At 59.2% G+C, this 19,353-nt stretch carries 28 protein-coding genes, 1 tRNA gene and 5 pseudogenes; 21 read left to right on the top strand and 13 right to left on the bottom strand.

Features of this window, described 5'->3' with window-relative positions; translation table 11 throughout:
• Positions 1 to 3: 3 nt before the first annotated feature.
• From sseA to AC5J09_RS20445, 3 genes are read right to left on the bottom strand one after another with little or no spacing between them, the layout of a single operon-like run.
• Positions 4 to 867: a 3-mercaptopyruvate sulfurtransferase gene (gene sseA, locus AC5J09_RS20455; protein ID WP_494298366.1), complete on the bottom strand. Its 864-nt coding sequence runs from the start codon at positions 865 to 867 to the stop codon at positions 4 to 6.
• Positions 868 to 919: 52 nt separating this feature from the next.
• Complete coding sequence (locus AC5J09_RS20450) at positions 920 to 1,669, bottom strand: alanyl-tRNA editing protein (RefSeq protein WP_494298365.1); 750 nt, start codon at positions 1,667 to 1,669, stop codon at positions 920 to 922.
• 7 nt (positions 1,670 to 1,676) lie between these two features.
• On the bottom strand, positions 1,677 to 2,717 hold the full coding sequence (locus tag AC5J09_RS20445) for a cysteine synthase A (RefSeq protein WP_494298364.1): 1,041 nt from the start codon (positions 2,715 to 2,717) through the stop codon (positions 1,677 to 1,679).
• A gap of 313 nt (positions 2,718 to 3,030) precedes the next feature.
• On the opposite strand from AC5J09_RS20445, the gene AC5J09_RS20440 reads away from it, so the two are divergent.
• The 3 genes and pseudogenes from AC5J09_RS20440 to AC5J09_RS20430 all read left to right on the top strand — a co-directional run bounded on the left by AC5J09_RS20440 (position 3,031) and on the right by AC5J09_RS20430 (position 4,519).
• Positions 3,031 to 3,912 (top strand): SDR family NAD(P)-dependent oxidoreductase, encoded by an 882-nt coding sequence (locus AC5J09_RS20440; RefSeq protein WP_494298363.1) that lies wholly within the window; start codon positions 3,031 to 3,033, stop codon positions 3,910 to 3,912.
• Positions 3,913 to 3,918: 6 nt separating this feature from the next.
• Positions 3,919 to 4,125, top strand: a complete 207-nt coding sequence (locus tag AC5J09_RS20435) for an AbrB/MazE/SpoVT family DNA-binding domain-containing protein (RefSeq protein WP_494298928.1) — start codon at positions 3,919 to 3,921, stop codon at positions 4,123 to 4,125.
• Positions 4,122 to 4,519 (top strand): annotated as a pseudogene (locus AC5J09_RS20430) (type II toxin-antitoxin system VapC family toxin). The gene AC5J09_RS20435 and the pseudogene AC5J09_RS20430 overlap by 4 nt, the downstream one beginning before the upstream one ends.
• A 78-nt stretch (positions 4,520 to 4,597) precedes the next feature.
• On the opposite strand, the gene AC5J09_RS20425 reads toward AC5J09_RS20430, so the two are convergent.
• Positions 4,598 to 4,924 carry an SMR family transporter gene (locus tag AC5J09_RS20425; protein WP_100674260.1) on the bottom strand — a complete coding sequence of 109 codons (327 nt, stop codon included), beginning with the start codon at positions 4,922 to 4,924 and terminating at the stop codon, positions 4,598 to 4,600.
• Entirely contained in the window at positions 4,921 to 5,265 is a 345-nt protein-coding gene (locus tag AC5J09_RS20420; protein ID WP_494298362.1) for an SMR family transporter, read from the bottom strand. The genes AC5J09_RS20425 and AC5J09_RS20420 overlap by 4 nt, the downstream gene beginning before the upstream one ends.
• A gap of 466 nt (positions 5,266 to 5,731) precedes the next feature.
• Between AC5J09_RS20420 and AC5J09_RS20415 the strand changes: the two genes are divergently transcribed.
• Together AC5J09_RS20415 and AC5J09_RS20410 are read left to right on the top strand one after the other, a co-directional pair.
• Positions 5,732 to 6,115 carry a VOC family protein gene (locus AC5J09_RS20415; RefSeq protein ID WP_275597950.1) on the top strand — a complete coding sequence of 128 codons (384 nt, stop codon included), beginning with the start codon at positions 5,732 to 5,734 and terminating at the stop codon, positions 6,113 to 6,115.
• Between the two features lie 167 nt (positions 6,116 to 6,282).
• Complete coding sequence (locus AC5J09_RS20410; RefSeq protein WP_494298361.1) at positions 6,283 to 6,672, top strand: cupin domain-containing protein; 390 nt, start codon at positions 6,283 to 6,285, stop codon at positions 6,670 to 6,672.
• A gap of 17 nt (positions 6,673 to 6,689) precedes the next feature.
• Here the strand turns inward: AC5J09_RS20410 and AC5J09_RS20405 are convergent, their stop codons facing one another.
• A complete protein-coding gene (locus AC5J09_RS20405) occupies positions 6,690 to 7,607 on the bottom strand; it encodes a LysR family transcriptional regulator (protein ID WP_494298360.1) in 918 nt (305 codons plus the stop codon).
• Positions 7,608 to 7,704: 97 nt separating this feature from the next.
• Here AC5J09_RS20405 and AC5J09_RS20400 point away from each other — a divergent pair, with 97 nt between their 5' ends.
• From AC5J09_RS20400 to AC5J09_RS20380, 5 genes are all read left to right on the top strand, one after another.
• Positions 7,705 to 8,496, top strand: coding sequence for an SDR family NAD(P)-dependent oxidoreductase (locus AC5J09_RS20400; RefSeq protein ID WP_494298359.1), 792 nt, complete (start codon positions 7,705 to 7,707; stop codon positions 8,494 to 8,496).
• 13 nt (positions 8,497 to 8,509) lie between these two features.
• Positions 8,510 to 8,812 (top strand): putative quinol monooxygenase, encoded by a 303-nt coding sequence (locus AC5J09_RS20395; RefSeq protein WP_324763392.1) that lies wholly within the window; start codon positions 8,510 to 8,512, stop codon positions 8,810 to 8,812.
• Between the two features lie 56 nt (positions 8,813 to 8,868).
• A complete protein-coding gene (locus AC5J09_RS20390) occupies positions 8,869 to 9,711 on the top strand; it encodes a type 1 glutamine amidotransferase domain-containing protein (protein ID WP_275600033.1) in 843 nt (280 codons plus the stop codon).
• Positions 9,712 to 10,030: 319 nt separating this feature from the next.
• Positions 10,031 to 10,225 (top strand): hypothetical protein, encoded by a 195-nt coding sequence (locus tag AC5J09_RS20385; RefSeq protein ID WP_494298358.1) that lies wholly within the window; start codon positions 10,031 to 10,033, stop codon positions 10,223 to 10,225.
• A gap of 20 nt (positions 10,226 to 10,245) precedes the next feature.
• Positions 10,246 to 10,419, top strand: a complete 174-nt coding sequence (locus tag AC5J09_RS20380) for a DUF3606 domain-containing protein (protein ID WP_100674268.1) — start codon at positions 10,246 to 10,248, stop codon at positions 10,417 to 10,419.
• Between the two features lie 375 nt (positions 10,420 to 10,794).
• Here the strand turns inward: AC5J09_RS20380 and AC5J09_RS20375 are convergent.
• Positions 10,795 to 10,869, bottom strand: a tRNA-Asn gene (locus AC5J09_RS20375).
• A gap of 142 nt (positions 10,870 to 11,011) precedes the next feature.
• Here AC5J09_RS20375 and AC5J09_RS20370 point away from each other — a divergent pair.
• Entirely contained in the window at positions 11,012 to 11,293 is a 282-nt protein-coding gene (locus AC5J09_RS20370; protein ID WP_494298357.1) for a hypothetical protein, read from the top strand.
• Between the two features lie 47 nt (positions 11,294 to 11,340).
• On the opposite strand, the gene AC5J09_RS20365 is transcribed toward AC5J09_RS20370, so the two are convergent.
• Entirely contained in the window at positions 11,341 to 11,688 is a 348-nt protein-coding gene (locus tag AC5J09_RS20365) for a hypothetical protein (RefSeq protein WP_494298356.1), read from the bottom strand.
• A gap of 397 nt (positions 11,689 to 12,085) precedes the next feature.
• On the opposite strand from AC5J09_RS20365, the gene AC5J09_RS20360 reads away from it, so the two are divergent.
• Positions 12,086 to 13,165, top strand: coding sequence for a calcium-binding protein (locus AC5J09_RS20360; RefSeq protein ID WP_494298355.1), 1,080 nt, complete (start codon positions 12,086 to 12,088; stop codon positions 13,163 to 13,165).
• Positions 13,166 to 13,315: 150 nt separating this feature from the next.
• On the opposite strand, the pseudogene AC5J09_RS20355 reads toward AC5J09_RS20360, so the two are convergent.
• A pseudogene (locus AC5J09_RS20355) lies at positions 13,316 to 13,444 on the bottom strand (site-specific integrase); the annotation flags it as partial.
• Between the two features lie 418 nt (positions 13,445 to 13,862).
• On the opposite strand from AC5J09_RS20355, the gene AC5J09_RS20350 reads away from it, so the two are divergent.
• From AC5J09_RS20350 to AC5J09_RS20335, 4 genes and pseudogenes are all read left to right on the top strand, one after another.
• Entirely contained in the window at positions 13,863 to 14,120 is a 258-nt protein-coding gene (locus tag AC5J09_RS20350) for a putative metallopeptidase (protein ID WP_494298354.1), read from the top strand.
• Between the two features lie 81 nt (positions 14,121 to 14,201).
• Complete coding sequence (locus AC5J09_RS20345; RefSeq protein WP_494298353.1) at positions 14,202 to 14,540, top strand: hypothetical protein; 339 nt, start codon at positions 14,202 to 14,204, stop codon at positions 14,538 to 14,540.
• A 106-nt stretch (positions 14,541 to 14,646) separates the two neighbouring features.
• Positions 14,647 to 14,943 (top strand): annotated as a pseudogene (locus AC5J09_RS20340) (anti-CBASS protein Acb1 family protein); the annotation flags it as partial.
• 81 nt (positions 14,944 to 15,024) lie between these two features.
• On the top strand, positions 15,025 to 15,177 hold the full coding sequence (locus tag AC5J09_RS20335; protein WP_494298352.1) for a hypothetical protein: 153 nt from the start codon (positions 15,025 to 15,027) through the stop codon (positions 15,175 to 15,177).
• 31 nt (positions 15,178 to 15,208) lie between these two features.
• Here AC5J09_RS20335 and imm45 read toward each other — a convergent pair whose 3' ends face one another.
• Positions 15,209 to 15,490: an Imm45 family immunity protein gene (gene imm45, locus AC5J09_RS20330; protein ID WP_494298351.1), complete on the bottom strand. Its 282-nt coding sequence runs from the start codon at positions 15,488 to 15,490 to the stop codon at positions 15,209 to 15,211.
• A 188-nt stretch (positions 15,491 to 15,678) separates the two neighbouring features.
• Complete coding sequence (locus AC5J09_RS20325; protein ID WP_494298350.1) at positions 15,679 to 16,152, bottom strand: hypothetical protein; 474 nt, start codon at positions 16,150 to 16,152, stop codon at positions 15,679 to 15,681.
• A 244-nt stretch (positions 16,153 to 16,396) separates the two neighbouring features.
• Between AC5J09_RS20325 and AC5J09_RS20320 the strand changes: the two genes are divergently transcribed.
• From AC5J09_RS20320 to AC5J09_RS20305, 4 genes and pseudogenes are all read left to right on the top strand, one after another.
• Positions 16,397 to 16,837, top strand: a complete 441-nt coding sequence (locus AC5J09_RS20320; RefSeq protein ID WP_494298349.1) for a hypothetical protein — start codon at positions 16,397 to 16,399, stop codon at positions 16,835 to 16,837.
• Positions 16,768 to 16,968, top strand: a pseudogene (locus AC5J09_RS20315) (transposase domain-containing protein); the annotation flags it as partial. The gene AC5J09_RS20320 and the pseudogene AC5J09_RS20315, both read left to right, overlap by 70 nt.
• An 80-nt stretch (positions 16,969 to 17,048) precedes the next feature.
• Positions 17,049 to 17,549, top strand: a complete 501-nt coding sequence (locus AC5J09_RS20310; protein WP_494298348.1) for a hypothetical protein — start codon at positions 17,049 to 17,051, stop codon at positions 17,547 to 17,549.
• 59 nt (positions 17,550 to 17,608) lie between these two features.
• On the top strand, positions 17,609 to 17,932 hold the full coding sequence (locus AC5J09_RS20305; protein WP_494298347.1) for an immunity protein CdiI family protein: 324 nt from the start codon (positions 17,609 to 17,611) through the stop codon (positions 17,930 to 17,932).
• Between the two features lie 158 nt (positions 17,933 to 18,090).
• Here AC5J09_RS20305 and AC5J09_RS20300 read toward each other — a convergent pair whose 3' ends face one another.
• Together AC5J09_RS20300 and AC5J09_RS20295 are read right to left on the bottom strand one after the other, a co-directional pair.
• Positions 18,091 to 18,780, bottom strand: coding sequence for a hypothetical protein (locus AC5J09_RS20300; RefSeq protein ID WP_494298346.1), 690 nt, complete (start codon positions 18,778 to 18,780; stop codon positions 18,091 to 18,093).
• Between the two features lie 62 nt (positions 18,781 to 18,842).
• Positions 18,843 to 19,115: pseudogene (locus AC5J09_RS20295) on the bottom strand (transposase domain-containing protein); the annotation flags it as partial.
• Between AC5J09_RS20295 and AC5J09_RS20290 the strand changes: the two are divergent.
• Positions 19,114 to 19,338: a hypothetical protein gene (locus AC5J09_RS20290; protein ID WP_494298345.1), complete on the top strand. Its 225-nt coding sequence runs from the start codon at positions 19,114 to 19,116 to the stop codon at positions 19,336 to 19,338. The pseudogene AC5J09_RS20295 and the gene AC5J09_RS20290 overlap by 2 nt on opposite strands.
• Positions 19,339 to 19,353: the final 15 nt, after the last annotated feature.

Genomic DNA, 19,353 nt, shown 5'->3' with positions numbered 1-19,353 from the left:
CTCTCACTCTTTACCGATTGCAACCGGAGTATCCGGCCGGCTACCCCATTCCGACCAGGAGCCATCATAAAGCGTATTGTCCTCGTGTCCCAAGGATTGAAGCGCAAGCGTGATGATGGCGGCGGTAATGCCGGAGCCGCAGCTCGTGACGACCGGCTTCGTCAGATCGATGCCGGCATCCGCGAAAGTCCGGCGCAGCGCATCGAGATCCTTGAACCTGCCCTTTTCGGAGAATACGCCCGAAGGCAGGCTCCTTGCACCCGGCATATGGCCCGACCGCATGCCGGCCCGCGGTTCCGGTTCCTCTCCGGCGAAGCGCCCGGCGCTGCGCGCATCGGCAATCTGCGAGAGCCGGTGCTCGACGACATCTCTCATGCGCTCGAACGAGGTGACGGCGTTCGGGTTGAAGACTGCGTTGAAAACCTGCGGGCTGAATTTCGGGACCTCGGTCGTCGTCGGCCGGCCGTCCGCTTTCCAGCCGTCCATCCCGCCATCGAGAACGAAGACGTTTTTGGCGCCCATGATTCGGAACATCCACCAGACTCTCGGAGCGGTGAAAATCCCCGGGCCGTCGTAGACGACGATCGTGTCGTTCTCGCTGATTCCCATTGCGCCCACGGCGTTGGCGAATGCCACGGGGGAGGGCAGGGTGTGCGGCAGCGCGCTCGACCGATCGGCGATCGCGTCCTGATCGAAGAAGACCGCCCCGGGAATGTGCGCGGCGGCGTATTCGGCTTGCCCGTCGCGGTTCTGCGCCGGCAGATACCAGGAGGCATCGACTATCTTGACCGACGGATCATCGAGGCGCTGTTCAAGCCAATCCGCAGAAACGACAAAGCGGCTCTTGTTTTCGTTATCACCATTCATCGTCGTCACTCCACTGGCTTTCTCATGTGAAAGAACAATTTCCCTGCCCGCACTAGACCGCAACCCCATCTTCGGGCGTCGCGAAGCGTATACGGAAACGTCTGTTTTCCTTGCCCTTCTTCTCGATCTTGGCAACGTGGATCGCACCCACTTCCTGCGTCTCGGAAACATGCGTTCCGCCGCAGGGCTGGCTGTCGATCGATGAATTCTCGCCGATGCAGACGAGACTGACCCGGCCAAGCCCCATCGGCGGGCGGACGTTCTTCGACTTGACAATGCCCGGATTGGCGGCCAGCTCCTCGTCGGTGATCCACTGCACGTAGACCGGATGGTTCTCTTCGACGAGTTTCATCAGCGCTGCCGTGACCTCGTCCTTGTCGATCGTTTCGCTCATGTCGAAGTCCACGCGGCTTTCCTCCTCGCCCACGGCTGCGCCGGTGATCGGGAAGGGGCAGACGACCGACAGCAGGTGGCAGGCCGTGTGCATGCGCATCAGCCGGTAGCGGCGCGGCCAGTCGATGTGCAGCACGAGCTTCTCGCCGACCGCCGGCGTGGGCGCGCCGCCGGCAGGCATGTGAGCGATGACGTCCTTGGTCGCGCCGTGCCGGGTTTCGACGATGTCGATGCGGCTGCCGTCCTCACGCTCGAGAAAACCCGTGTCTCCCGGTTGCCCGCCGGATGTCGCATAAAAGCAGGTCTGATCCAGCTGGATGCCGCCGCCTTCCAGGATTGCCGTCACACGTGCTTCGCAGGTCGAGAGGTAAAAATCGTCTCGGAAGAGGGCGGTGACGGTTCCGGTCATGGCAATCCTATCCAGCGGGTTCGTATGGCACTGCTATGTTCGAGGTCGTCTTCAGCCAGTCCGGAACCGGCAAGCCCTTGGAGGTCAGGAAGTCCGGATTGAAGAGCTTCGACTGATAGCGGTTACCATAGTCGCAGAGGATCGTCACGACCGTGTGTCCCGGCCCGAGCTCACGGGCAAGCCGCACGGCTCCGGCGATGTTGATGCCGGTCGAGCCGCCGACGCAGATACCTTCCTGTTCGATGAGATCGAACACGTAGGGTACCGCTTCAGCATCGGGAATCTGGTAGGCGAAGTCCGGCGTGAAGCCTTCGAGGTTGGCGGTGATTCGGCCCTGACCGATGCCTTCGGTGATCGAGCTGCCGCTCGACTTGAGCTCGCCATGGGCATAAAAATTGTAGAGTGCCGCCCCTTCCGGGTCGGCGATGCCGATCTTGATCGCCGCATTGCGGGCGCGCAAACCTTCCGCCACACCGGCAAGCGTGCCGCCGGAGCCGACGGCGCAGATGAAGCCGTCGACCTTGCCGTCGGTGTCTCGCCAGATTTCAGGCGCGGTCGTGTCGACATGCGCTTGCCGGTTGGCGACATTGTCGAACTGGTTTGCCCAGATGGCGCCGTTGGGCTCTGTTTCGGCGAGTTGGGCCGCCAACCGGCCGGAGATCTTCACGTAGTTGTTGGGATTCTTGTAAGGCACAGCTGGAACTTCGACCAGTTCGGCCCCAAGCAGGCGCAGCGCGTCCTTCTTTTCCTGGCTCTGGGTTTCGGGGATGACGATGACGGTGCGGTATCCGAGTGCGCTACCCACAACGGCAAGGCCGATCCCCGTATTGCCGGCCGTACCTTCGACAATCACGCCGCCCGGTCGCAACTGCCCGGCCTTCTCGGCCTGGCGGATGATCCATAGCGCCGCCCGGTCCTTCACGGACTGCCCGGGATTGAGGAACTCCGCTTTGCCGAGAATGTCGCAGCCGGTCGCTTCGGAAACGGCCTTTAGCCGGATCAGCGGCGTGTTGCCGATTGCTTCGAGCACGGACGGAAGAACAGGCATTTTGAAAACCTCGCGCTAGACGGAACGGGTGCCGGCATTAGCCAAGCACTAACCTCGGTCGACGGCAAGCCGATAAACATTTGGTTTCATGGGTAGGATTGCCGAAATATTGGCGTGTTTTCGGCTCACTCTCTCTTACAGGCAAGGAATAGCGTTTCGCAGCTTTCCTGTCCCGGGCAAAAAACGTCTCTGCCGTCAATCGACGGGCGGGAAGCGGAGATTGCGGGGCAGGCGCTTGCCGTCCGGAGAGGTATGGGACCGGCCGCTTATGCGGTGGCCCCGGTGAGAACCCCCGTCGACGAGCGAGGAAAAGATGACAGCCGTATTCACCGCCCGCCCCGAACATGGATTGGCCTGGGTCACCGGCGCGAGTTCCGGAATCGGTCGCGCCGTGGCGCTTCGATTGGCCGAGGAAGGCTATTCGGTGGTCGTCACGGCGCGAAGTCACGAGAAGCTGGTAGACCTTCAGCACGAGGCGGCCGGAGCAGGGCGGATGATCGTTCTCGATGGAGACGTCACCGATCCGAAAGACATGGAGCGGCTCTTGGCAAAAATCGAATACGAGCACGGGCAGGTGGCACTCGCCGTGCTCAACGCCGGCGTCGTCCTGCCGGTCCGTGGCGACGACCTGCACCGAGACGCCTTCGACAGAAGCTTCGCGGTCAATCTCAACGGGGTCGTCAACTGCCTCGTTCCGCTTGTCGAACATATGAAGCCCAAGGGGCATGGACAAATCGCGATCATGTCGTCGGTGGCCGGCTATGGCGGCCTGCCGATGGGCGCCGCCTATGGTGCGAGCAAGGCGGCACTCATCAACATGGCGGAGAGCCTGAAATTCGATCTCGACCGCATCGGCATCCGCCTGCAGGTCATCTGTCCCGGCTTCGTGGATACGAAGGCCGTGCCGAAAGGCGGATTCCCGAGACCCGCGCTGGTGAGCACGGAGGAGGCGGCGGAGCGGATATGCGCGGGGCTGAAGTCTTCGCGTTTCGAGATCACCTTCCCGAAACGATTTACGTACTTGGTCAAATTGCTGCGGATCCTGCCCTATGGGCTTTATTTCGCGCTTCTCGATCGGCTGGTACCGGGGAGGGCAGCCGTCGCCGCGCCTCCGAAGAACAAGCGCTCAGGATCCGACGGACAGCCGTCAGGCGCTGTCAAGCATCAGCACCGCCCTCGACCCCTGCAATCTTGACCCTACATCCCATGCCCGGCCAAGGTCCGCGCCGATATGGGTCTTTCCGCCGGGGATCGTGTGGACTTCATCCGTATGGAGGACGGCCACTACGCCGTTGTGCCCGTTTCCCATTCGATCAGATCGCTCAAGGGGATCGTTCCTCGTCCGGACAGGCCGGTCAGTCTCGAGGATATGCAGAAAGCGATAGCCATTGGATTCACCGGCGAATGATCGGCATCGATACGAACCTGCTGGTGCGTTACCTGGCGCAGGATGATACCGCCCAGTCGCCTTTGGCTTCGCAGATCATTGACGGCTTCACATCCGAGGCGCCGGGCTACATCTCGCAGGTCGTTCTTGTCGAAACCGTCGGGTCTTAACGCGCTCATATAAGATGCCACGCGAAGCCGTTGCTCGCGTTATTGAAACTTTGTTGCGGGCGCGTGAGATCGTGGCTGATCGAGCGGATGCCGGTTATCTGGCGCTTGCCACCTACCGGACGACGAAGGGGGACTTCTCCGATGCGCTGATCGCCCACGGCGGGCGCTTGGCAGGCTGCGCCGAAACGCTGACCTTCGACAAGCCGGCAGCCGATCCTGCCGGAATGCGCCTCGTAAACCGATGATCAGCTGCTGGTGCCGGGCAGGCAGCCCGTCGCTTCGCCCCTGAGGAACAAGCGCTCAGGCTCAGATGGACAGCCGCGTCAGGCGGTGTGAAGCACCAGCACCGCGCCGAAAATCAGTGACAGTCCAAGCCAGCCGATCGGTTTCAGCCTCTGACCGAAGAAAAGGCGGCCGCAGATGGCCGTACCGAAGATTCCGGTTGCGCCGAGAATGGCATAGGCGATCGCCAAGTCCATGTCCTTGATCGCTTCCGCCAGGAGCGCGAAGGCCGCAAGCACCAGGACGATCGAAAGGGCACCCCAGCCGCGGCGGGCAAAGCCGTTCGACTTCGTCGAGGCGAGATTCGCTGCCACATCGAGCACACCGGCGGCGACCGCGAACGCGAAGGAGAGACCCGACGCGCTCATGCCATAGTTTCCGCGGCATCGCTCCTGCCGGCATTGAGGAGAAGTATTCCCGCGACGGCCATCGCAAGGCCCAGCATTTCGCGACCGGAGAGCGCATGGCCGAAAACGAAAACAGAGACGAGCGTGATCACGGCGACGCCAGATCCTTCCCAGACGGCATAGGCGACGCCGACCGGAATGGTCTTCACCGCTCGCGCCAGGAAGACGTAGGAGAGCGCGATCGAGGCATACATGACGATATGCCCCCAATAGGTGCCGGAGCCGGATGCCGCCTTCATCACGGTCAGGCCGACGACCTCGGTCGCGATCGCAAGGACCAGGAAAAGCCATGCGATACGCATGAGGAAACCTACGAGAAAATCAGCCCGAAAAAATGAAAGCTGGCTCACCGGGCAGGATGAAACCGCGAATTACGAATTCTCGATTCCACTAACCGTGTCAACGCCAAAGACGCCCGAAACCAGCATTCAGAGCGCGAGCTGTCGCTTTGGCCCGAGAACGAGGCATCGTTCGAACGCGAGATCTCACCGCCGTCGGTGTTCCTCGCTGGTATCCAAGCGCGATGTGCCAGGAATGTTTGCTCGTGAAAGTCTGCTATGGCCTCTATCGCGCGACTGAACTCGAAGCGACCGTATGCGATCTTGGCAGCGACCGTTGGGGCCGGGAGCCGAATAGCGGACATTTGGCATCGCCGATGCAGCCTCATTCGTTTGTGTCACTTTCTGGATAATTGCCGAGACCACCCTCTTCGGTGTCGGAACCGAAGCAGGTCATGCGTCCTCTGGACGTCAATCAAGGAGACATTCCATGAACGCACTCAATGACAAGTCTTCCTCGGCCATTGTCGCGGTGAGCGACATCGATCGGGCGAGGCGTTTCTACAGTGATATACTGGGGCTTGAACTCAACGACGAAGGCATGGAAGGCGTGCTGGTCTACAAGACGGGCGCGACGTATCTGGTCGTCTACAGTTCGGAATTTGCCGGCACCAACAAGGCCAATGCCGTGGTGTGGGACTGCGGACCAGACATCGACGCCATCGTTGCCGACTTGCGTTCCAAGGGTGTGACGTTCGAGCGCTATGAGATGGAGGGCGTGTCATACAAGGACGGGCTCCACGATGCGAACGGGTTCAAGATGGTCTGGTTCAAGGATCCCGACGGCAACATCCTCCATCTGAACAGCGCATGAGCGGCTTCACCGACGTAAGGAAGGGACGATCACGTAGCGCACTTGCTGCGCCAGATATCCGGAGATTGGAGCCGCGATGCAGGGCAATTCGGTCGCGGCTCTGGATAGGCCGGCTGACTTCATACTGAACTGTGACACACAGAGATGGACAATTCGCGAGAGATGACATGACGCGCAAAGATTTCGACGTCAATTCGGTCAGGCCAAGCGGAAGCGCGCCTGCTCATGCAACGCTTTTTGATCCGGGTACTGAAGGTCCCTGGCGTGGCTCTTTGCCGGGTGACACACTCGGAGCACCGGTGACCGTGCTCGCTTACGGCACCAACCGCACTGGCGAAGGCCCACGTCTTCACGTGCATCCCTATGACGAGGTGTTTGTCGTGATCGAGGGCCGGGCCCGTTTTTTCGTTGGAGACACTGTCCTCGACGCGACTGCCGGTCAGGCTGTGTTTGGCCCGGCTGGCATCCCACACCGGTTCGAAAATCTCGGACCAGGGCGTTTACAGACTATAGACGTCCACCATTCGCCGCATTGGATCCAGACCGACCTCGACTAGACGGCCCCGCATAACACCTATCCGCCCTTCAGGAGGGGTGACTCTTCCAATGCCTCGATCATGTATTCAATGAAGGCTCGAACCCGATGCGGCAGTGGTCCCCCGCCAACGTAAATGGCGTGGATCAGTTCGAGATCACCTGGATTGCAGTCTTCGAGCAGAGGCACGAGCCTTCCGGCGGCGATGTCGGCGGCGACGTGAAACAGCCCGAGCCGTGCAACGCCGGCTCCGGCCAGCACCATCTGCTTCATCGTCTCACCGTTGTTGACGACAAGGCTTCCGGTGACCGCCTGGGCGATCTCCCGGCCGTCCCACCGGAAGGGCCATGAGGGCCGCTCGCGGCGAAAGTTGAAGGTCAGGCAGTCATGACGCTCGAGGTCGGCGGGCGTCTGGGGCTTTCCTTTGCGTTCCAGGTACGAAGGCGCGGCGCACACCACTCGTCTGCTCTGACCGAGCTTTCGCGCGATCAGGCCGCTGTCCGGCAGGTTGCCCATGCGAATGGCGACGTCGGTCTTTTCCGCGACGAGATCGACAATACCGTCTGCGAAGCTGAGATCGACGATCAAATCGGGGTTCCGCGCGATGAAGGCGGGCATCGCCGGCGCCACGAACATGGTGCCGAACGGAATGGTGGCGTTCACCCGAAGCCGGCCACGAACGGCGCCGCCCGACGCTTCCTGATCAGCATCGTTCAGAGCCTGCAAGATCTTGAGCGCGGCGTGATGATAAGCCTCGCCTTCTTCGGTCAGCGTTAGCGCGCGGGTCGTGCGCATCAGAAGGCGCGTGCCAAGTCTTGCCTCCAGACGCGCGATCAGCTTGCTGACTGCCGATGGCGTGATGTCGAGGCTGCGCGCGGCTGCCGAGAAGCCGCCCTCCTGCACCACCCGCGTAAACACCTCCATCTCGCCAGAGCGTTCCATCAAAATGCGCGGCACTGATGATCTCCATTCACAGGTGCATGTCCAGCGGCGGCAATAGTTCCTCGGGCTCTCAGATCATAGATTGCATTCGGACACAATCAGGAGCCACGTCATGGATTTGCAACTGACCGATAAAACCGCCCTCGTTACCGGCGCCACCGCTGGTATCGGGCTCGAAATCGCCCGCGCGCTCGCCCGCGAAGGCGCGAATGTGATCATCACCGGCCGCGACCGGCCGAAGCTCGACATAGCCATCACCGACATCAAGACGTCCGGCGGGGAATCCGTTGCCGGCGTTCTCGCAGACGCTGCCACCGCTGATGGCGCAGCGACCATCGCCAAGGCCGCGCCGTCGGTCGACATCCTGGTCAATAATCTTGGCATTTACGAAAGCAAGGACTTCGGCGCCATCACCGACGCTGACTGGAACCATCTCTTCGAGGTGAACGTGATGAGCGGCGTACGCCTGTCGCGCGCTTACCTGCCTGGCATGCTGGAGCAGAACTGGGGTCGGATCATCTTCATCTCAAGCGAGTCCGGCCTCGCCATCCCGCCCGACATGATCCATTACGCCACCACCAAGACGGCGCAACTCTCCGTCTCGCGCGGCTTGGCGCAACTGACGCGCGGCACCAACGTCACGGTGAACGCGGTGCTGCCGGGGCCGACCCGTTCGGAAGGCATCGAGACCTTCCTGCGCAGCCAGGCCACCGATCCTTCCGCTCCGATCAAAGAGATCGAGGCCGAATTCTTCGCCACTGCGCGCTCCGCTTCGATCCTGCAGCGGATGGTGGAGGCAGAAGAAGTGGCAAACCTCGTCACCTATCTCGCCAGCCCGCGTTCGTCGGCCACCAACGGCGCAGCACTGCGCGCCGAGGGCGGCCTCGTCAACACGATTGCCTGAGAGAGCGCGTTCGATGTCAAACTCTCCGCTCACCATCATTGCCATGACTACCGCCAAAGCCGGCAAGGAGGCGGCCCTTGGGGCTGCCCAGGAAAAGCTCGTCGCCGAGACTCTCATGGAGGACGGCTGCCTTCGCTACGAACTGCACCAGTCCCTCGATGACGGCCGCATTCGCATCTTCGTCGAAAGCTGGGAGACCGACGCACAGTGGCGGGCGCACATGGAAGGCGCTGCCATGCAGCGGTTTCTGGCCAGCGGCGTCGGCGACTATTTCGCCGATTTCTCGCTGCATCGGCTGGCGAAGATCGCCGGCTGACACAGCCCGCAACACACTCCTGACAACGCAAATTTTCAAGCATCCGGAGACAGACGATGAAATACCTGCGTCGCCTCGCCATCACCCTTGCCCTCGGTTTCAGCGCCGCCAGCGCCCATGCAGCAAACGTGCTGGTGGTTCTTTCCGATTCAGACCATCTCGACCTGAAGGACGGCAAGGTATTCCAGACCGGCTTTTACCTCAACGAACTGATGCAGCCGGTCGAGGCGCTGCTCGATGCCGGTCACGAGATCACCTTCGCCACCCCCAAGGGCACGGCGCCGTCCATCGACAAGACCTCTATCGACAAGATGTATTTCGGCGGAGACGAAGCTGCGATGAAGGCGAGCGAAGCGCAGCTTGAGGAAATCGGCTTGCTGTCTGACACTGCCTCGCCCGTAATCAGCCTCGCGCGGGTCGAGCAGATCGGCTACGACCATTTCGACGCGGTCTACGTCCCTGGCGGCCATGCCCCGATGCAGGATCTTCTTGTCAGCCCTGAGCTCGGCAAGGTGCTGACGCATTTCCATGAACAGGGCAAGACGACCGCGCTCGCCTGCCATGGCCCCATCGCGCTCATCTCGACCCTGCGGGACCCGAAGGCTTTCACCACACAGCTGGAAACCGAAGGCGCAGCGAAAGCAGACCGTGAATGGATCTATGCCGGCTACAACCTCACTGTGATCAGCAATGAGGAAGAGGAACTGGCAAAGGGCTTGCTCGGCGGCGGCGCGATGAAGTTCTATCCGCAGGATGCTCTCACGCAAGCAGGTGCTCGCTATAGTCAGTCCGATGCGCCCTTCAGCGCGCATATCGTCACCGATCGGGAACTGATCACGGGCCAAAATCCGGCCTCGGCCCCCGCCGTGGCGCAGGAACTCCTCAAGCGCTTGAAGTAAGAGGCGACATGTCCGGCCAGCACGAGGCCAGCCGGCGAGACCGCGCTCAGTTGCGGCGTTGATGCGGGGCTCATCGAATGCAAAAGCCCGGCGCAGCAGGAATGCCGCGCCGTACCTCGAGTTGAATTGAGCAAAGAGGAAATCTGAAGCTGAGAACATCGAGGCACTGATTGAGCCGTGGACGTCCCTGATACGGTGAAATCCTTACCGGTCGACGGCGCGCCCCGGACTATGACATCACCTAGAGACGCGTCATAAGCCCGCCCTTGCCGAAGTGTGATCCGCTCCTATTCTTCATCCAAGTACATGGAGAAAAAGAGTGGCAGATAATGACAAGGAGCCGGATCGTAACCGCGATCTCGTTTCCACTGAGGGGCATGGGGTCGCCAGTGATGAGAAAGATGCGGCCTATAGGAGAAGGATGGTGCAGGAAGCCCTCCGTGAAGGAAACCCTGCCGGGGTGAAAGCGAAGGACTATCTCAGCAATAGATGGTTGTCCGGCGGCTCGTGGTAGACCGTCGACGAGAGGAAAGCATGGCAGATAATCCGAAGAAGAAAGGCCGCGACCGCGAGCTCGTTTCCGAACAGGAGCACGAGGTGGCCTACCTCATGAGAACGGCGAAGGTGACGCGGCAGAAGGCGTTGAAGGCGATCCGTGAAGCTGGGCCGAACCGCGAAAAAGTGATGGAATATCTCGGCAAGAAATAACGCTCAAAAGAGCGTCGCCTGCTGGACCTCCTTTGTCTCCGGCTCAAATGGCGGTCGCGTCCCGCCTTTCATGGCGTTCGTCTCCTGATCCGCGCCTTCTCCCATGCGGCGTGATAGTTCGTGTGCAGCTCGGGCGCGGCGATAATAGTGATAGCTGTCGCTTGCGGCGTTTCTCATTGCGTAACGCGCAATATCTTCGAACCCCAGGAATTCCCCGTTTGCCGGCCTGTGTGGTCCGAAAAGCAGCCAAAATGTAACCAAAAAGCAAGCCAGCACCGAACCTTTTAGAGGCTTGGTGCATTTACATGATCGGTTAAGCGATTGAAAATATTCAAAGAAAAAGCCCCGCACCGTGAGGTGCAGGGCTTTGGAAACTGGCTCCCCGGGCCGGATTCGAACCGGCGACCTATCGATTAACAGTCGAGTGCTCTACCGCTGAGCTACCAGGGATCATCTGCGCCGCAGAAGTGAGGCTGCTAATACAAATGCTTTTCCGATTTGCCAAGCGGTTTTTCAAAAAAAATGTCGGCAGGCGGTTGCCGCCCTGTGGAGAAGGCACCAACTGTGGGGTCATTGGTACGGAAGAAGAGTGATGGCGAAGAAGCATTTTGGCATCGATCCCAAGACGCGTGAGATCGTGCTCGGCAAGTGGCGGATCAGCCTGCCCAATTCGCCGGCATTGCGCGTGCTCATCGGCGTTCTGCTCGTCTTCGGCGGTCTGCTCGGTTTTCTGCCCATCCTGGGCTTCTGGATGGTTCCTCTGGGCCTGCTCGTGCTTTCGCACGATATTCCCTCGATGCGCCGACGGCGGCGCAAGCTGGCCGTATGGTGGGCCCGATGGCGCAGCAAGCCGAACTCGTCCGGCAGGTCCTGAGAGGTGGGCCTTGCCAAGAGTTCCGCCAGCATCCGCATGCACGCATTTCAGTCGTCGGAATTGCGCGGCTTTCGATGTCGTTTGGGCAGGAGGGCGACAATGACGCAGGCGAGGACCAAAGCGACCGGCCAGAAATCGGTCGCCTGGTCCCAACTCCACCTCCACATTTCATAGCCCTCCAGGTGAGGCGGCAGCAGCTTTGCGCTGATCTCGAAATCACGTTTCTCGCGGCCGTGGAAGTGTCCGATGGCGAAGGCGAGGCCGATGATCAGCGCCAGCCTTCTCGGTGCAATCGCCATGAACAGGAGGGCGACGACTGCTGCAATACAGAAGCCCTCGACCACATGCCCGAGCCAATCGAAGTGGCGCTGAATGTAGCCCCAAGGAATATCCATCACGTCGCGCTTCGAGTGCCGCCCTCCCGATGAGGCCGGCCGACGGACCGCTATATCACAACCGCCGATCACGAGACCACACGATCCTCGAGGTTTCGCCCTTCGCGGACGTCTTCGGGAGCGTGGGCGAGCTCGTCCTTCTTCCAGTATCCGGACGCTGAGTGTGGTCGCAAAGTACAACTTGTAGTTAATCCAAAGTGGTCAATAGACAGGAACATCACATTCGGCAACATTGGAGCGCTTTCAGGAAAAGGGTGTAACGGTCTTCCGTAGGAAGTCGGTATTTTCATAGCGTTAGCTCGTCACTCCGACGGAGCCCGACGAAGTCGGCGCCGCGAAGGCCGTCCTGGTTTCCCAAGACGAGCATCGCCTACTTTACAGCACTGTGGAGAGAAAAATGGCGCATCTGATCGGTGGCATCGCCCCTTGGCTCGGGCTGGACAACCACATCTTCGGAACGAACGATCCGGACATTATCTTCGGAGACCCGTTCACGACCGGCAATAGCCTGGGAGTCTCCGAAATCGGCGGCTTCCTGTCTTCGGGGCAGGGTGGCCGCGACAGCCTTGACGGCCTTGGGGGCAACGACACGCTCTTCGGCGACGCTTGGACGATCTCCAATCAGGGGCGTGGTGGCGACGACCAGCTCGACGGCGGCGCCGGCGACGACACGCTGTACGGCGATGCCTTCCAGATCGATGCGATTGATTCCGCTACCGTCGCCGGAGGGAATGATCGTCTCTCGGGCGGCAAAGGCAACGATACACTCTATGGCGATGGCTACGATTGCCTCAGCGGACGTGGTGGAGACGACTGGCTCGACGGCGGCGCCGGAGACGATACTCTCTCGGGCGACGCTTTCTCCCTGGGCGATTTTTTCGTTGGCGGGAACGATCGACTCCAGGGCGGAGAGGGCCATGACAAGCTCTACGGCGATGGCCTCGACCAGGGGGTCGTGGAATCCGGGATCGGCGGCAACGACCACCTCTATGGTGGTTCGGGCAATGACTTTCTCGTTGGAGACATTCTTTTCTCACGTGGCGGCAGTGGCGGCGACGACCTGCTCGACGGAGGCAAAGGCAATGATGTCCTGTATGGCGATGCAGAGGTCGGCGTGGACACCGCGGGTGGGAACGACCTCTTGATCGGCGGCACCGGTAACGATCAGCTCTGGGGCGATGGTCGACTGACCGCAGCCTTCGCGGTCGAGACCGGTGCCGATCAGTTCCTGTTTTCACGAAACAGTGGTCGGGATGAGATCTTCGACTTCGAATTGGACAAGGACGTCATCCAAATCGCTGGCTATGGCTACGACGACTTCGCTGATTTTTTGCCCAACATCGGCAACGATGCCGACGGGAACGCTGTCCTGCAGTTGAATGGTACCGTCGATCAGGTCACTCTGATCGGCATCCACGCTGCCGACCTCAGCGCTGCCAACTTCGTCTTTGCGGGCGCGGATTTCGCCTTCGTCTGACGCAGGTAAGATTTGTCGGTAACAAAGCTGAATAGGGGTGGTTTTTTGGAGGCCTCGCCCGGAATTGAACCGGGGTACAAGGATTTGCAGGCTTGCATCCAATGTTGAAATTATTGCGGAAATGGTTGGCGTGTCGCAGTCATGTTTCAATCAACCCAGCAGATTGTTCGCTGCCTGGGCCAGTTCTGCCCGATCATTCGACCGCGGAAACAGGTGTCCATAAACATCCATGGTCATCACGTTCGAGGCGTGACCGAGCCGCTCTTGAACTATCTTTGCCGTTTCATCAGCCCCGAAGAATTTACGCCGCTTTTTCTCGGCTGAAAGTAGGAGGCTGCTTGTGAGGCTCTATCCTCCGTCCCCGATCTCGAGAACACCGACTCTTCCGCTTTCGTCCCGGCCGAAGACATGCCGGCTGGGTAGAGGCGACTTTCCTCGATCCTTCGTCACCGCTCCACAACGCGGAGCACGCCCATCTGGCTCATACCGAGATCGACTTCTCTGGACCGTCATCGAGAACAGCCGCTGGGGCCGCCGCATCACCGGCCAGTGCGAAGAGGGGAAGCCTCAGGATGCGATGGGAAAATGGCCCCGCGCCCGTGCAGAGATGCAGGTGAGGCAGTGGTCGGCTCTGTCCCGGATTTCACCATCACGCTGGATGCCGAATACTGCAGGGCCGTGCGGAGACGCAGATTTCATGGCGCTGGTCAAGCACGAGCTCTACCACGCTGCCCAGGAAACGGACGCATTCGGCGCGCCGAAGTTCAGCAGGTCGGCCGGTCGGCCGGTCTTCACCTTTAGCGGGCATGACGTGGAAGAGTTCTGCGCCGCCGTTCGTCGGTACGGAGCAGATGCAGCCGGTGTCCGCGCTATCGTCGATGCGGCCCACCGCCCGCCCGAGATCGCAAGAGCGCAAATTGCCCATGCTTGCGGCACCTGCCAGCTCATCGCGTAACTACTGTTGACAAGGTTCGACACGTGGCCTTTGGAGTCACACGTAGGGAAGCCGCCCAGACGGCGCCGGTAGGGGCAGAAAATGAACGATCGACAGCGCACGTACCTAGGTGATCCACTGGTAAGGCTTTGGGATGGCGAGGGAGAGTTTGGCGAATGTTTTAGGGAGGTCCTCTCTGAAGAAGACATCGTGACAATGCTTCGCGAAGGGCCGACGAAATTCGTTGAGGCTGACGTTGGGATGCCGCTCCGTTGGATAGCCGAAGACGAATGCTTTGAATTCTGGAAATCAGTCCGCGCAAACTTGCATGTGCGCGAAAAGCCTTACATGGAAGATTACCCGAATTGTTTCTTCTATCGAGCGTCAGAGTGGATCGGTCGCGATGATGACCGCGTTATCGTCCTCGCCAAAAACCACTAGCTTCTAGACTGACAGGAGCCTGACCGAAACATGGCCAAAGGCAAACTGAGAGATGAGGTGAAGACCTTCATCGTGCAAAGCCTAGCCGTCTTCGACACGCCTCGATTGGGGCATGTCGGAGGAGGAGAAGGCCGGCGTCTTCAAGACGAAGGCCGATGCAGCCCGGCAGTTGGTCGGCACGACGCCAGGGCAGGAGATCATCCCGCGTGACGCGGTCTCGGATACTCTGGTCAATCCGTTCATCGAGGACGGATCATTGCCCGGCCTCGACGCCGCGAGTGAGGCATACGGCAAGCTTTCTGAACAAGAGCCGGATGAGCGGGAACTGACTGCTGCCGCCATGTCACCGTCGTCAGCGTCTTGTAGACCGGCTACGTCTAAACCCGACGTGATCGGGCGTTAAATCTGGGTCGAGTTCTAACTCAAAGCCAAAGTTATACCAGGCTTCATAGCTGTTCTTCGCGGTGAGCGGAGGCTCCCAGTAGTGATCAACAACCCAGAACGAGTAGCCTCCGTCGACGTCGGTTGCCTCAATCTCTGGCTCTCGGAGAGCCAGTCTTTGAAGGCATCGCGCTCGCCCGACCAGATGTATATGATTGCCCATCCCTGGCGCTTCAACTTGGCGGCGATTTCCTGATACTCCAACGTCTCGAAATTCATCCGTTCGCCTACTGCTGAATCACGTAACGCTCGATAAAGAGCACTTCCTCGACCGGGCACTCGGGGTAGACCCACTGCATCCAGTTTGCCTTCAGCCAAGCGGTAGAAATGGCCTTGTCTCGTGAGACGAGTGCCTCCAGCGGCAGATGAAGGAACGTATGTCCCGCGCTGTAACCCGTTGCCACCATCATCCCAAGAGGGCGTGCTGCCTCGTAGGGACGAGAGCCCTTCACGCGGAAGATTGCGCCGCGCCAGATTTCAGGCTCTTTGAGGTCCACCAGTTTTTGCATTGATTCCGCCTCCTGTACGCAATCGCGGGTAGCACGCAGCAAGGATTGACGATAATGAAAATTCACAGACCTTGCGCCGATCGCGGGCACGCGAGCTTACGTCCGCACCGCGCGCACCGGCATCCAGCTCTATGCCGGCCATGAGGTCGGCAAGCCTGCAATTTATGTCGTGAAGGTGTACGGGGCCTTCAATTCAGGGCCGATCTGTCCTGAAAAGTGATGACGATTTCCGTAAGTTCAAAGTCAATGCAGGCAAAGGTGTCAGGAGCGTCGCTCGCGCCCAATTTCAAGAACGCATTGAGCTGAGCACGATCCAAGAACGGAGACGACGAGGCAATGGGTAGCAGAGACAGTATTTCGCCGTCGACGCTCTTTGCAAACGCTTGTGGATCTCCATCAAGGATGTGGACACCGGAAATTTCGACAATGCCGGTCGCGTAGTCGTCGGTCCCAGGCGGCGGGAGCGGTCCGGGCATGCCGAGGTCGTGGCATAGCTCTGTCCGGAAGGTGATTTTCCCAGTCTCAAATCCGAAGTCGAGAAATGATGCGTCGTGAAGCCAACAGCGCTCGTTGAACATTGCTAGCTTCATTTGTTCCCCCGTCTGACCCGTTTTGGGCGCTACCGAGATCGCCGTCGCGCGCTCGGCAGGTAGCCCTTGCATTAATCCGCCTCCTGGACGCCTCGCGGGTAGCACGCAGCAAGGATTGACCACAATGAAATTCACAGACCTTGCACCGATCGCGGGCACGCGGCCGCCTTCCATTCCCCAAGGTCGAGGGCGATTTACCGCATAGCTCGCCTCTTCAGGCGAGCTATCGTTACAGTTGTCTCAATCGTGATTGCAATTTGCGAAGCCGTCGCTTAGGCCTTGATTCATGCATTTCGAGCACAGAGGAAAACCAGCTTTGGCGTGGAAACTGTTCGCGTGCCTTAACGTGCTCTTTGGTCTTGCCGAGCTAGGGCTTTTGATGGGCGGCTTTGGTGAGCTCACAATGTGGAGAGTCGTGAACGATATCTTCTCTGTCTTAGCAACTAGTGTAATCGTGCTCTATGCTTTCGGACCAGTATGTTTCTCACAGGGCGTTCGCAGGGGCGTCGCAGTTGCACTTACTTTGCACGTCATCGCTGAATTTGCAGACGCGCTTTGGACGATTTACGTGTCCTACACATCTGTCGATGCAGACCTTACGCCAATTGGCGCGTGGATACTTTTGGTCTTCTTGTGTATCATCAATTACTTCACCATGCTTGCCACTTGGAGATACAGCATAGGTCAGGCAGGAGGAAGTGGTTCTTTGCCGGCTCAGATCGCGGTGCCGATCGCGCGGCGTTCAAGGCCACACTGATCATGAGCGCCAAGCTCACCGACATCGATCCGCAGGCCTGGCTTGCCAACACTCTGGCTCGTATCGCCGACGCCCGGATCATCAGGCTCGAGGACCTGCTCCCGTGGAATTGGCACCAACGAAGTCTCTAAAGATCAGTGCCTAACCTGCGCCCCCTGATCTCATTCGTGAATTTTCCCCACCGCCGCACTTTCGAGAAGAAGGCAATGCAATGAGGGTCATAGCAATCACTTCCATGCTCGTCGGAACGAGCGATTACCCTCTCGTTCCTGGATCCAAGTTGGAAAAATTGGGGAAGTTCTTAGGAGTTCCAGACCGCTGGGATTTCGGTATCGAAGACGAATTCACGTGCCAGTTGGGATATGCCGATTTTGAGTTTTCTTTGCGAACACGTAGCAATTGTGTCGAAGTTGAGAGGGTGTGGCTCGAACTGTGGAATGCACATCATAGTGAGCCGCAACCGAAAAGGTCTGCTATACGTCTAGTCGAGGGGATTGAGGTCGACGTCGGCGGCTTCCAACCGGGCATCTCGTTATCATCTGCTAAAGCACTGTTAGCCTCGTTGCGGATTTTCTACGAGGAATTCAGTCAAGCCGATGGCAGCGAGATAGTCAGCAAAATCGTTCTCGAGACGAAGTCCGAATTATACTTTTTCCAGGGCGATTATGAGCCCCGGCTCATGGAGATACACTTTTTCGCTGGCGACGAATAACCCGCTGTTACGCGTGGCCCTCGCCGGATGCATACAGCAAACGCTACGAGGTTCTCCCTGTGAGCGAAGTTCCGAAAATTAAATTGTTCTTTGAATGGGGTGGTGGAGTTCTTTGGTGCGCCAATGACGCTGCTCATCAACGCTTTGACGTAGGGCCTATTGAGGACAAGCTGTCTTTGCCGAATGAAATCCGAGAGCGATTGCACGGCATGGCAGTGTGGCATGATACAGCACTGGGTTGGAACAATCCTCCGGGACCTAGCCCATGGTCAAAAGCAGAAGATCTCAGATTTGCCGAAGCAGTTTACCAGCTTGTTGAGGAGATCAGACGGGAACTTGGGCCCGGCTATGAAGTCATCAGCGAACATTGCCCCGTCTATTGAATTCAATTGGGATGTCGGCACTCCCTCTGCGGCAATTCGTCAGATGCGGAACTCGTCGAGAATTACATGCATGGCGCGGATCGCAATGTTTACGGTAAGCATCCGGTGAAGGCCGCAGCTAGAGACCTTCAAGAATTTTCGGCATGATTTGCGAATGACTAGCTTGCCCCAGGGTCCGAAATGCCGACAGCAGATCTGAGTGGATGGCCTTTGGATAAGGTCTCGAAGGCGACGGCGTAGCGTTTCCTCAAGCCTGGGGCGCGAAGATTATTTTCCAAGACGGAGAGTGCGTCGGCGCGGTTCCCATGGGAGACCATCTGCGCTGCGGCCAAAAACAGGTACCAATGCCGTTGCTTGAGCATTCGCTCATCGCCCCGTTCGTAAATCTTGATCAAGTCATGTGGAGTTCGGATCTCATCAAGAAATGGGGCTGGCCATCGTTCAATAAAGGCAACAATCTCACGAATACGCGCCTTCATTTGATCACTGCCGCTTGCAAACCATCTGACGTGTTGCTCCTTTGGTGCAGTGAACTCAATTGGCTGGCTCACGATGATTTCTGGCGCATCCGCCAAAAGAGATTTGTTGCCCGCCACCAGTTCTAGCGTCGCCTTGGTTACAGATCTCATGCCAAGCCGCATGGCCGGGTGAAGGTGCATTTCTTCGTCCGGCTGATACGTGGGGAAGCAATCCGCTGCGAAAACGATGTCCTGCTCGGCTTCCTCCAGGATTCGCATGTAGGTAAACGAACCCTCTCGTCGTTCGAAGCCCAAGAGCGCCAGTCTTTCGTCGCCGACGGAGTTTAGCGCCGCAAGCAGGTCAGCTTTAATCTCTTTTTGGGTCCGCACCGTGTTTCCCTTTAACTTCCAATCACCGTCTCACAGGGCCGCAGGTCAGGCAGCTTGATCTCTTCGTCTTGACCGGCGTTAGCCTCCAACTCCTCGAGCTGCAACTCCATCTGTTCGAGAAGCCTGGCCTTGCGCTCCGAGCGGCTGCCATGGATGTCGCGCTTCAGCTTCTCGATCTCGAGCCGGAGCCGGGCAATCAGTGCATCCGAGTGCGAGTTCACCGCCTGAGCCCGAGCGGCAACGGCTTCCGCCCCACGTCGTGCCGCGCGTTTTGCGAGGATCATCGCGTGCGCACTGGTGAGGTCGTCGGCAAGCTGATCGGCCGCATCGGTCATGACGGCATGGAATCATATTCGCTCCCGCCGTGCCAGCGGTTTTGCTCATCCGGCCGACGTCGACGCCAGGTTTTTTTGCGGCATTCGCCAGTCGCCAGTCGATGCCTTCGATCAGATAGCCGAGCTGCGCCGGCCTGATCACGGCCGTGCCATCGGCCGGGCGGTTTCCAAACGAAAGCCGACCAAGCGCAAGGCAAAGAAAAATGACCCGCCGGTCTTGTAGAACGATGTTGCACGG

Source organism: Sinorhizobium sp. (assembly GCF_059070375.1).
Note: the sequence above shows the minus strand (reverse complement) of the source record. Positions and strands in the feature narration are given on the sequence as shown.